This window comes from Pedococcus sp. KACC 23699 (genome assembly GCF_045348425.1).
In the GTDB taxonomy this organism is placed as follows: Bacteria; Actinomycetota; Actinomycetes; order Actinomycetales; family Dermatophilaceae; genus Pedococcus.
Map to the genome: position 1 here is coordinate 581826 of NZ_CP157483.1, position 11978 is coordinate 593803.

10 protein-coding genes are annotated in these 11978 nt (G+C 68.1%); 7 read left to right on the forward strand and 3 right to left on the reverse strand.

Annotation, left to right across the window (positions count from 1 at the left end):
• Nucleotides 1-112 precede the first annotated feature (112 nt).
• The 6 genes from ABEG17_RS02700 to ABEG17_RS02725 all read left to right on the forward strand — a co-directional run bounded on the left by ABEG17_RS02700 (nucleotide 113) and on the right by ABEG17_RS02725 (nucleotide 4875).
• On the forward strand, nucleotides 113-724 hold the full coding sequence (locus tag ABEG17_RS02700) for a TetR/AcrR family transcriptional regulator (protein WP_406831740.1): 612 nt from the start codon (nucleotides 113-115) through the stop codon (nucleotides 722-724).
• A gap of 149 nt (nucleotides 725-873) precedes the next feature.
• Nucleotides 874-1878, forward strand: coding sequence for an alpha/beta fold hydrolase (locus ABEG17_RS02705; protein WP_406831741.1), 1005 nt, complete (start codon nucleotides 874-876; stop codon nucleotides 1876-1878).
• Nucleotides 1875-2282 carry a cupin domain-containing protein gene (locus ABEG17_RS02710; RefSeq protein WP_406831742.1) on the forward strand — a complete coding sequence of 136 codons (408 nt, stop codon included), beginning with the start codon at nucleotides 1875-1877 and terminating at the stop codon, nucleotides 2280-2282. Before ABEG17_RS02705 ends, ABEG17_RS02710 begins: the two co-directional genes overlap by 4 nt.
• Nucleotides 2279-2998: an alpha/beta fold hydrolase gene (locus ABEG17_RS02715; RefSeq protein ID WP_406831743.1), complete on the forward strand. Its 720-nt coding sequence runs from the start codon at nucleotides 2279-2281 to the stop codon at nucleotides 2996-2998. The genes ABEG17_RS02710 and ABEG17_RS02715 overlap by 4 nt, the downstream gene beginning before the upstream one ends.
• A gap of 73 nt (nucleotides 2999-3071) precedes the next feature.
• Nucleotides 3072-3947 (forward strand): alpha/beta fold hydrolase, encoded by an 876-nt coding sequence (locus ABEG17_RS02720; protein ID WP_406831744.1) that lies wholly within the window; start codon nucleotides 3072-3074, stop codon nucleotides 3945-3947.
• Entirely contained in the window at nucleotides 3940-4875 is a 936-nt protein-coding gene (locus tag ABEG17_RS02725; RefSeq protein ID WP_406831745.1) for a TIGR03620 family F420-dependent LLM class oxidoreductase, read from the forward strand. Before ABEG17_RS02720 ends, ABEG17_RS02725 begins: the two co-directional genes overlap by 8 nt.
• Before the next feature lie 11 nt (nucleotides 4876-4886).
• Here ABEG17_RS02725 and ABEG17_RS02730 read toward each other — a convergent pair whose 3' ends face one another.
• On the reverse strand, nucleotides 4887-7670 hold the full coding sequence (locus ABEG17_RS02730; protein ID WP_406831746.1) for a LuxR C-terminal-related transcriptional regulator: 2784 nt from the start codon (nucleotides 7668-7670) through the stop codon (nucleotides 4887-4889).
• 1520 nt (nucleotides 7671-9190) lie between these two features.
• Between ABEG17_RS02730 and ABEG17_RS02735 the strand changes: the two genes are divergently transcribed.
• Nucleotides 9191-9895, forward strand: coding sequence for a hypothetical protein (locus tag ABEG17_RS02735; protein ID WP_406831747.1), 705 nt, complete (start codon nucleotides 9191-9193; stop codon nucleotides 9893-9895).
• A gap of 1023 nt (nucleotides 9896-10918) precedes the next feature.
• On the opposite strand, the gene ABEG17_RS02740 is transcribed toward ABEG17_RS02735, so the two are convergent.
• Nucleotides 10919-11119, reverse strand: coding sequence for a hypothetical protein (locus ABEG17_RS02740; protein ID WP_406831748.1), 201 nt, complete (start codon nucleotides 11117-11119; stop codon nucleotides 10919-10921).
• Between the two features lie 379 nt (nucleotides 11120-11498).
• Nucleotides 11499-11960 carry a hypothetical protein gene (locus ABEG17_RS02745; RefSeq protein WP_406831749.1) on the reverse strand — a complete coding sequence of 154 codons (462 nt, stop codon included), beginning with the start codon at nucleotides 11958-11960 and terminating at the stop codon, nucleotides 11499-11501.
• Nucleotides 11961-11978 lie beyond the last annotated feature (18 nt).

Consider the following 11978-nt stretch of genomic DNA (forward strand, 5'->3'; position numbering starts at 1 on the left):
TGTATCGATTGGTACACATAGAAGGTAAGCCGAGTCCCGTTCATTCCCCAAATCTGTACCGTTCAGTCTGAAACGTGTACTCTGGTGCGACGCGAGCGGGAACGGATGTGTGATGGCTGGACGAGGAAGGCCCCGTGGGTTCGACACGGACACGGCCATCGACCACGCCATCGAGGTGTTCTGGCAGCACGGGTACGAAGGCGCCTCCTTGGACGAGCTGACGGGGGCAATGGGCATCAACCGCCCGAGCCTGTATGCCGCGTTTGGCAACAAGGAGCAGCTCTTCCGCCTTGCGGTGGCCCGCTACGCGGAGGTCGACATGGCCTACGCCCGCGAGGCACTGGAGCAGCCCACCGCTGCCGACGTGGTGACGTCGCTGCTCCACCGCAATGTCGACGCGGTGACCCGCGCCGACCGACCTGCTGGGTGCCTGACCGTCCAGGGGGGCACGGCCTGCGGGGCGGGCAACGAGGCCATCGCCGACTTCCTGGCCGCCAGCCGGCTGACCGGCGAGCGCGCCCTCGCGGACAGGTTGACACGCTCCATCGCTGACGGCGACTTGCCGGCAGAGAGCGACCCCGTGGCCCTCGCCCGGTTCGTCATGGTGGTGGCGGAGGGAAACGCGGTCCATGCCGCCGCGGGCACCAGCGCCGAGGAGCTCCACGAGTCCGTCGACATCGCGCTTAAGGCGTTCTTCGCGCTGCAAACGGTCGGCGGCCACTAGCCGTCTGGGGCTGCCGCCGCACCCGTCCATGGCTCCAGCCGCCACCCGTGCAAATCACCGGGCGTTATCCGGGCTGTTGGACGCGCAAGTGCGGCAACGACAGTCATCAAGCTGATGCCTCGGCTCCGTCCCGGAGCCACTGTCGAGAGGTGACCCAGCGGCAGCGCACCCGCGTGCGCCGCATACCTCCCGCAGACAGGACAGCCATGAACCCGCTACCCGGCCCCAGCCCCCAGCACCCGTCCACCCCGGGTTCCGACCCGGCACCTGCACCCGGGGCCAACGGCGGTAACTTCAGTCGTCGCACCCTGCTCCACGCGACGGCGGCCACCGGTGTGGCGCTCGGCCTCACGGCCACCCTGCGCGCGATACCCGCACAGGCTGCCGGCGGAACCGGTGGGACCCACGAGTTGGGGCACGGCAGACCCCGGAAGTCGACCATCGTCCTGGCGCACGGCGCGTTCGCGGAGTCCTCGAGCTGGGACGACGTCGTCACCATCCTCCAGCGCCGCGGCCACCGCGTGGTCAGCGTCGCGGTCCCCCTGCGCGGAGTCGCCACCGACAGCCGCTACCTGAGCGACGTCGTGGCCACCCTCGACGGCCCCGTCGTCCTGGTCGGACACTCCTACGGCGGCGCCGTCATCTCCAACACCGACCGCACCGCCGGCGACATCCGCGCCCTGGTCTACGTCGCCGCCTTCGCCGGAGAAGTCGGAGAGTCCTGCGCCGAGCTGTCCGGCAAGTTCCCCGGCAGCACCCTCGGCACCACCCTCACCTTCGTCGACCTGGCCACCGGAGGACGCGACCTCTACATCGACCAGGACAAGTACCACCACCAGTTCTGCGCCGACGTCAGCGACCGCAAGGCCGCCCAGATGGCCACCAGCCAACGCCCCATCGCCGAGTCCGCCCTCGCCGAACCCTTCGGCCCCGACCCGCTGTGGAAGACCATCCCCTCCTGGTTCATCTGGGGCGAGATCGACTACAACATCCCCGCCCAGGCCCACGCCTTCATGGCCGACCGCGCCGGCGCCCACACCGCCATCGAGGTACCCGGCGCCTCCCACGTCGTCGGCGTCACCCACCCCGAACGCACCGCCGGGGTGATAGCGGCGGCAGCGCGGGCGACCCAACGCTCCGGCGGGGCGTCATGACCTCGCCGTTGCCGCCACCGGCCGACGCCCTCTCCGGCCAGCTGACCCGGACGGAGCTGCAGCGGAGCCGCTCCTCCGTTCCTGGCCGCCTGATCGTGCAGGTCCTCACCGAGATCCCAGTGGGGGTCGAGTCCGGTTGGCACACCCACCCGGGCGAGGAGGTCGGCTTCATCGTGGCCGGCACCGTCGAGATGCGCCGGCATGACAACACGACGCTGCTGCTACACGCGGGTGACGGCTTCCTCATCCCACCCGGCACGCCGCACAACGCCCGGGACGTCGGCGACGTCACCGGTCAGATGCTCTCGACCTACCTCGTCGAGGCAGACCAGCCCCTGTCGACGTTCGTCGACCCACCGAGCACCCCTGCACCACCCACCCCACCGAGAAAGGCACAGCCATGAAGTCGACCATCGTCCTGGCGCACGGCGCGTTCGCGGAGTCCTCGAGCTGGGACGACGTCGTCACCATCCTCCAGCGCCGCGGCCACCGCGTGGTCAGCGTCGCGGTCCCCCTGCGCGGAGTCGCCACCGACAGCCGCTACCTGAGCGACGTCGTGGCCACCCTCGACGGCCCCGTCGTCCTGGTCGGACACTCCTACGGCGGCGCCGTCATCTCCAACACCGACCGCACCGCCGGCGACATCCGCGCCCTGGTCTACGTCGCCGCCTTCGCCGGAGAAGTCGGAGAGTCCTGCGCCGAGCTGTCCGGCAAGTTCCCCGGCAGCACCCTCGGCACCACCCTCACCTTCGTCGACCTGGCCACCGGAGGACGCGACCTCTACATCGACCAGGACAAGTACCACCACCAGTTCTGCGCCGACGTCAGCGACCGCAAGGCCGCCCAGATGGCCACCAGCCAACGCCCCATCGCCGAGTCCGCCCTCGCCGAACCCTTCGGCCCCGACCCGCTGTGGAAGACCATCCCCTCCTGGTTCATCTGGGGCGAGATCGACTACAACATCCCCGCCCAGGCCCACGCCTTCATGGCCGACCGCGCCGGCGCCCACACCGCCATCGAGGTACCCGGCGCCTCCCACGTCGTCGGCGTCACCCACCCCGAACGCACCGCGGACACGATCCTCGCGGCCGCGCGAGTGGCCGACGGCGTCTCCGCCTGAACCGAGCAGCAGGTCCTTGCCCGGACTCGCTCCCCCACTCCTAGAACCAGACCCCTCGAACGGAGCAACCGTCATGCCCAGCATCTCCACACAGGACGGGACCAGCATCTTCTACAAGGACTGGGGGTCCGGCCCTCCCGTCCTGTTCAGCCACGGCTGGCCACTGAACGCCGACGCGTGGGACGAGCAGATGGTGCTGGTCGCCGAGGCCGGTTACCGGGCCATCGCCCACGACCGGCGCTCCCACGGACGCTCGGACCAGACATGGCACGGCAACCACATGGACCAGTACGCCGACGACCTCGCCGAGCTCATCGAGCAGCTCGACCTGCACGACGCCGTGCTCGTCGGCCACTCCACTGGGGGCGGGGAGGTCACGCGCTACATGGGCCGGCACGGCACGTCCCGCGTCGCCAAGGCCGTCCTGCTTGGCGCCGTCCCGCCGCTGATGCTCAGGACGGACGCCAACCCAGACGGACTGCCCATCGAGGCGTTCGACGCAATCCGACAGGGGGTGCGCTCGGACCGATCGCAGTTCTACTACGACCTGACGGTGCCGTTCTACGGCGGCAACCGGGACGGCAGCACCCTCACTGACGGGATGCGGCGGGCGTTCTGGCAGTGGTCCATGCAGGCCGGGCACAAGGGAGCGCTCGACTGCATCGAGGCTTTCTCCGAGACCGACTTCACCGAGGACCTCCGGCGCATCACGGTCCCCGTGCTGGTGGCCCACGGCGACGACGACCAGATCGTGCCCATCGGCGCCTCCGCCCACAAGGCGGCGACGCTTCTGCCCGACGCCACACTGAAGGTGTACCCCGGGCGGCCGCACGGCCTCGCCGGCGAGTACGCCCAGGAGTTCAACCGGGACCTGCTCACCTTCCTGCGGAACGGCACGACTAGCGAAGTGTCGCCAATGGAAGCGGTCAGCGGTGGTCAACGTGGGTGAGGCACAGGCCCCCGGCCCACCCCTCGGCCCCGTGGGCATCTGGGCCATGGAGCTCAGGTCCCCCAGCCCGCAGACCCTGGAGGCCGTTAGCGCGCTCGACGACATGGGTACCCAGGCCATGTGGGTGCCGGGGCTGGACGGGCACGACGTCTTGAACGACGTCGACGCTCTGCTCACCGCCGCGCCCAACGCGACCGTCGCCCTGGGCGTGCTGTCGATCTGGAGCCAGACCGCCGAGCAGCTCGGCACGCGACTCTCCTCTCTGGACCGGCGGCACGGACCGCGGGCCCTGGTCGGGCTGGGGGTCAGCAACCCCCACGCGGCCGCCCTAGCAGGGAGGTCCTACGGCACGCCCACCGAGTCCATGCGCGCCTACCTCGAGGAGCTCGACGGCATACCGGACGCGGTCCCCGTACACCGCCGGATCCTGGGGGCCCTGGGCCCCCGGATGGTCGACGTTGCCGCCGCCCACAGCGCGGGGTGGCACCCCTTCCTGGTCCCACCGGCCTACGTCCACCGGGAAAGGCGACGCCTGGGTCCCATGCCCATCATCGCTCCCCACCAGGCCGTGGTGCTGGACACCGACGCGGCGACAGCCCGCGCCGTCGCCAGGGCGGGCGTCGGCATGTACATCGGCTTTCCCGCCTACCGGTCGAACCTCGCGCGGTTGGGTTTCACCGAGGCGGACCTCGTATCCGGGGGCAGTGACCGGCTCATCGACGCACTCGTGGCCCACGGCAGCGTGGACGACGTCGCGGCCCGGGTCCGCGAGCACCTCGACGCAGGAGCGGACCACGTCGCGCTGCACGTCCTGAGCTCCGACCCGCAGGTGCGCGGGGGGCCCGGGGGACAGGCCCCGGTCGCCGAGTGGAAGGAGCTGGCACCCCTGCTCACGGAGCAGGGTGGGCGCGTCGTGAGACACCATTGACGACATCGCGGTCAGGCCGTGGTCACGAGCTCGCCGTCGTCCTCCGCCATCAGCCCCAACCGGGTCGCCAGCTGGCTGCGGGAGGTGATGCCCAGCTTGGGAAAGGCGTGGTAGAGGTGGGAGGACACGGTCCTGGCGGAGCAGAACAGGTGCTCGGCGATCTCCTTGTTCGTCAGCCCGCGAGCAGCCAGCCGTGCGATCTGCAGCTCCTGCGCCGACAGCACGTCCGCCGGCTGCGGGGCCAGCTCCGGCAGGCGCTCCCCCGACGCACGTAGCTCGTTCTGCGCCCGCGCGGCCCAGTGGGTCGCACCGAGCTCGGTCAGCAGGCTCAGGGCCTCCCGCATCGGCTGGCGGGAGTCGACGATTCGCCGATGGCGCCGCAGCCACACCCCGTAGGCCAGGTGGAGGCGGCCCTGCACCCAGGGCCAGCGGGACAGATCCTGCTCGAGAGCGTGCACGAAGAGCTCCTCGGCGGTCTCGTCCGGTCCCAGCACGGGGCGGACGTAGAGGAGGTGGGCGTGCAGCAACGGCGAGGGCGTTCGCTCGGCGAGCTCCTCCATGCGCGCCAGAACCTCCCGAGCCTCCCCGACGCGGCCGGCCTGGACCGCGGTCTCGGCCAGGAGCATCAGCCCATGGAGGGACTCCCGCTCGTGGTGGTAAGGCGACGTGGGGTCGAACACGCGGAGGAGCTCGTCGCACGCCGGGCCGTGTTGTCCCTGCCCGGCGAACGTGAAGGCGCGCGCTAGGCCCACGCATGCGAGCTGGTCGGCCAGGCCACGCGCACGCGCGAACGACTCGATGTCGGCCGTGAAGCCGGCATCGACATCCGGGTGTCCCTTGAGGCCGGCCAGCATCGCGGCGACGTTGCGCGAACCCGCCTCCCAGATCGGCTGGTCGGTCTCGCGGGCCAGGCGGATCGCCTCCGCTAGCGCCTCCTCCGCCCTGACCCACTCCCCGAGCGTCACGCAGGCGTTGGCCTGGATGGACAGCACGTGGACGAGCACGCCGAGCCGCCCCTGGGACCTCATGAGGAGCGACGCGCGCTCGAGGAGGTCGACACACCGCGGACTGTCACCGACAGCCCAGGCGGCCTGACCAAGAGCCCTCAGGGCGTCGGCGTCGTCGGACAGGACCGGTGGCGGGTCCCTCAGGACGCGCAGGACCGCAGCTCCAGCGGACACTGGCTCCGCGACCGCAAGCGCCACGAGGCTCTGCGGGTCACGGTCACGGCCGAGTCCGGCCAGGGCACCCGCCACGAGTTGTCGGTCGTCGGCACCAGCCCCGCTCCACCAGCACCTCACGGCAGCGCCATAGAGCAGGTTGAGCGCCAGCGACACCTCACCGGCCGTGGAGGCATCGCGCGCGCTGGCCACCATCTGGTGAACGCGTACGGCATCGCGCGGGTCACCGTCGTCGAAGAGCTCAGCCAGCCAGGTCACCTTGGCTCGGTCCAGGTCGCTCAGCGGGTTGCGACTGGCCTTGGCCACCATCCGACGAACCAGCTCGGCCCGGCCGAGCCCGAACGCCTCCTCTGCCGCCTCAAGCATCCGCTGCTGACGCAGGTGCCGGTCCGGGGTCAGGTTCGCCGCCAGCTCCAGCGCCATGACCGCGTCGAGCACGGCGCCAACGCCACGGGACCGGGCCGCAACATCCGTTAGGGCTGATGCCAGTGCTTCGTCCGGGCCTGTCGCCGCAGACGCCTGGAACCGCACGCGGCGGTCCGGCTCGTGGTCCAGGAAGGCGGCCCAGGCCAACCTCGCCCTCTGCCGACGACCTGCGGTCTCCGAAGCGAGCAACGTGGAGCGCACCAACGGGTGCCGAAAGCCGAGCTCGAGCTCGTCACAGCGGACCAGTCCGGCAGACACCGCGGCGTCGGCGGCATCGGCCGCGATGGGAGCGCCGACCATGTGACGAGTCGCGCCCAGGATCTCCGCCAGGGCTGGCGAGTCACCGACTGCCGCCACAAGAATGAGGTCCCGGGTGACGGACGGCAGCGCTGCCGCCCTTCCGGCGAAGGACTCCTGCAGTCGGCGGGTGGTCGGCGCCACCGGCTCGAAAGGAGCCTCGGTGACGCGCTGGTGAGGCGATGACCGCCACGCGGCTGCGAGCTCGACCAGTGCCAATGGGTTGCCTTGTGCGGCCTCCAGGACGGCTCGCCGGTGCTCGTCTGAGAGTCGTCGCGGCACCTTGTCCAGGATGCGTCCAGCGTCCCAGTCGGTGACGGGCCGGACATCGTGGTGACTGGCCGGCACGTCGGCCAGGTGGTGCTCCTGCCCCGTCCGGACGGTGGCGACCAGCGACACGGGGTCGCTGCCGAGGCGGCGAGCCACGAACGCCAGCACCGTCTGTGTGGGCTGGTCGAGCCAGTTCACGTCATCCACGGCGAGCACTATGGGCTGTCTCGCTGCCTGCTCGGTCAGGAGGGTGAGGGCAGCCAGACCGGTGAGGAACAGGCTCGGGGGAGGTCCGGTCGCCATCCCCAAGGCGGTGAGCAGAGCCGTGTTCTGCGGCCCGGGGAGTTTGCCGCAGTCGTGCAGAAGCGGGCTCAGGAGCTGGTGGAGGCCTGCGAACGGTAGGCGGGACTCCGCCTGGATGCCGATGGCCTTGAGGACCCGGTAGTCGCGGTCCCGCGCGAGGAGGGACAGCTGTTCCAGCAGCACGGACTTGCCGACACCGGGCTCACCGGTGAGGACCAGCACCTGCCCCGAGTCTGCCGTTGCGGCAAGCAGGTCGTCGAGCAGGAGCAACTCGGTGTCCCGCCCCTCCAGGGTGCGTTCCGCAGGAGGACGGTACACCGGGTCGGGCTCCGACCACGGCCTCACGGGGATCCGCCCAGCACGCTGTTGTTGGCCTCTCCCTCGCTCTCGTCCTGCCAAGGTCGACAGTAGGCACCTTGGGCACGGCTGGCGTCACCCGGAAAGGGTGAGCATCTCTCTTGCCTGTCATCGCACCGACCCGGCACTAGGGCCCACACCCGAGTCGGTCCGAGCGTGCCAGAAGCCGAGGGGCCGCGAAATTGGGCGAGTTCGGTTGCGGCCGCACTGGCGGCAGCGTGCAGACACCCCTCCTCCGCAATCCGTCCGGTTAAGGGTCTGGTCAAGAATCTGGCTCACGTCGAACGAGGAGGATGCGGCGGCACTCCTGTCAACCTCGCTCGTCGCCTCACATCCGACGGACGCGCAGATCTCAGGCTCCGCAGGTCGCGTCGCGTTTGCAGCCCCATGGTTCGCCCCGTCGGAGCTCAAGGTCACCGTGGGTCCGTGGGGGCGGCGGGAGATCGCGACATGGCGTCACCCGCAGCTCGAGGGTCCGAGCGATGGCTACGCCTATCAAGCCACAGCCTTCGCGTCATACGTCGCGGAGGGCCGAGCCGAGTCACGCCTCCAGACCTACTCGGAAACCGTCAAGATCATGGCCACGATCGATGAAGTGCGCCGCCAACTCACGACCGCTGGTCGCTCAGTCGGCGGCCTGCCCTCCACTTCATGATCCTCGGAGCAGTCCACGAGGGTTGACTGTCTTCGAAAATTGTGAGGCGACATCAGCGGCCCCTCGGCGACCAGCGACATCGAGCTCTACCGGGTGGAAGGAGAGCACGGCCCCGCAGACTCATCGTCGTCATTGCCGGGTGAGATTAGGGGCCGTTCAGCGCTCGTCGTCTGTCGATGAGTTCGCGGGCGTCAGCCTTCCCACTCGGGGTAGACGGGCCGCAAGCCCACTCCTGCGAGGACCGCGTAGACCCTGTGTACGTCGGAGACAAGGTCAGCCAAGGCTTCGTGCACCGTCCCAGCCTCGGAGTCTTCGTCCTCCTGGGTGAGTGGCACATCCGGGGCGGTGCGCCTCAAGGTATTCATGGCTTGGTGCTCCAAGAACTCCATGGCCTCACCGAGCGCGGACACCTGCTCCGAGGACAACGTGCAATCAGTGCTCACGACTCTCCCTACGATTGGGACTTCAGACTGCTGGACAACTCGGGAAGCCTACTGGCACCACACCGGCACCACTCACGGTCCCAGCAGCCCGGCGAATGCCACGTCAGGACGGCGGTGGATACGTCAAGCCAGCTGTTCCAACCGCGAGGCGGCGGCCCTGACAAACACCCATCATGGGCACATCGGCGTAGGGCCGCGGCTGGTGTGGGGAGTTCTCCGGTACACCGATCGTTAACCCGTGCCGATACGTGCTGTGGGGCGGCTGCGATCAGTGTCAGCCGCCAATCCACCGCTCAGGAGAAATCAGAATGATCGAGGACCTACTCCCTACACCTCTCACTATCACCCTGGAGCGCCCATTCAGCCTGGAGTGCGGAGGCCATGTGCTCGAGGCCACCAGTCCCCAGTACCAGGGGCTTCGCGGACGAGGTGAGGACGCGCACGATGTCGTCAGGAACCTTCTGGAAAAGATCGTCGATGAGGTGCCCCTAGGTCCCGAGATGGTGAACGCGCTGCGTGCTGCGGGGCACACGACTGAGGTCATCACGGCACTCGACAGGTGCCTCGTGGGCGATCTCCGAGACCGCTACCTGCGCAACCCGCCTGATCTGCTCGCCGACCTCGACGAATATGCGGCGCACGGCGTACCCGCCGAGACTGCATGCCGCTACATGCTCACGATCCTCACAGCCGAAGAAGCAGGACGAGTGCATGCGGCGGGGCACGCACCCGAAGATGTGCTTCCCTATATCAGCTGGTCTGCAACCGACCGGTGGTACCACTGGGACTTTGACTACGTCGAATGGATGCTTGCAGGCGTGCCTGCCGAACGCTGTATGTCCTATGCGGGGCGGTGCTCCTCAGCCGATGCGGCTGCCTGGGAACCCCTCGTGCGGGAACACAACATTTCGGATCAGGAACTGCAAACCATCATGCGTGCTGGCTTCACCTCCCAGGACTCCCGGTGCAGCCTCGAGAACGGAGGAGGGGACGTGCCAGGCCTAGTGGATGCAGCACGGCTGACTCTCGCGCTGACAACGCCATCGCAGACGCGATCTGTGGGTGGCTACGACGAGCCTCCGTTCTGACCACCAACCAGCCGTCGGCGGTCCTGCCGACGCTGTACCAACCACGATCGGAAACGCTTCTCGGTAGGCTCCCCCGGCTCGCGCGCGGCCTCCCTGATGCAAACGGGGTCGTCGAACTCGGCGCTCATGTCGAGGGCCATCTCGGGCCTGTTGATCTGGTGCGGGCATGCCGGTCACTAGGAAGATCACCGAGGTGAGCGAGGATGCGGTTAGTGCCCGAGTGCTAATCCTTGACGTAGACGGCGTCGTCTCACCAGTCGGGGGCGCCGGAACCATCTGGGGCGATGAGGTCATCGCGGGCGACTTTTCGGGTCCCGTGATGGTCTCACCAACGTTGTGTGACCGCCTGGATCGGCTCAGTCAGGGTCCCGGTGTGTCAGGCGTGTGGTTGTCCAGCTGGAGCTCGGGGATGCGTTCCCATTTGCATCCCTTTCCCGGTCAAGCCTGGCCGGTGATACCAGATCCAGTCGGTGTGGATATCCCCGACGACCGGTGGTGGAAGCTCGTTTGCCGTAGACGCTTGGCTGGTCCGCCATCCCGAGGTAGCAGCGCTAGCCTGGTGCGACGACCACCTCGTCGGTGACCGCCTGACGAGCGCACGTCGCAGTCTTCGCGCGTACGGCTTGGACCCGTTGTTGGTGGCGCCGAGAACCCAGGACGGCTTAACTCCCGAGGACATGGACCTGCTTTGCGCGTGGGCAAACATGCCGACTTGATCATCCAGCCCGTCGTGCCATGCTCGAGACCCTGGGCTGGGGCCCCTTTCAATCCGGTCCCCCAGTCTTTCAAGGCCTAGGATCTTCTAGTCCCCATGCCTTCGCGGAGGCGCCGGTCGCAGAGTTGGACGGCCGCTTCGAGCCGATGTGGGTGATCTAACCAGTGACATCATCTCGCCGGTTCTGGCAGCCAGAAAACGCTGGTGTGCTTCGCGCGCATGGACCACGAGTTTCGCACCGACGCGCTGACGCGTCAGCAGCCACGCATCGGCGGCGGGCCTGAGTTGGACATCGATCTGCGCCGCGCTCATGCCGAGCCCGCCAGCCAGATCTTCTGTCTGTCGTGCGATGTCGACGGGTCTGCTGACGGCTCTTGATACGACTTGGGGAATCTCATATCCACCATCAGGACTTCTGAGACGCCGGTGAGGATGACGTACCCGGTCAGAGCCATCACCAGTCGGGCATCGTTGTCGGCTTGCCGATGAACCCAAGGGATCAGCTTCATGTTCGGTGGTTGCAGGGCCCACATGAACACAATCGCATATAAGTCTTCCTTCGGAATGACCCCGATCCACCCTGGATGTCCTTCGGAATACGGTTGGCGGCGCCATTCTTCACCGAGATCGTGACTACACATCGACTCCACCAATCTTCCCGTGCCCCAAGGCTGCATCTCGGAACCGGTTCGCGACAGGTCACGGTCCGCCTTGTTAAGGGTCTGCGGCCTCAACAAGGCGACGTACCCAGGCGAACCCGCGCGGAACCACTCAGCTCCGACAGCGTCGCACACGGTGATCGAGGGCCGCACCAAACCTTCAGTGGAGCCATGTAGGCCACGCCTCAAACTGTCGGCAAGCCGTACCGGCCCCCATGGGCGAAGCGCATCAGTCGGGGTCCACCCGATCCAGGATGGGAAAGGGGGCACATCCCTGTCGCTTGAGATCGATAGCCTCTTCGGGGCTCTCGACCATCAGCATCCATACCAGCGCATCCGCCGGATCGGCCGCCGCCGCAACCAACTCAGCCGCTTCCGCAGGCGTGTATCCAGCGTGGCGCCAGATGACGGCGTGATCGGGCCAGATGGGCGCCAGAGCCCACTTGCGGGCTTCCGTCTTCGTGAACCTGAGCGCCTTGAAACGCTCAACCATGTCGGCGCGCAAACCCCACGACAGCGCCTCCTCGACAGTCATGTGCATCTTCCGAAAGCGGAGTACGTCTTCCGGAATGATCGATGCGGCAAACCACTGCTGCGCCTCCGTCACCCCGATACCCACTTGGCGATAGTCCTCGAACTGCGGCACCTCCCACGAGGTCCGGCGCGCGGGCTCGACGAACGCGGCGTACATGTCATTGAGCGGGGAAGT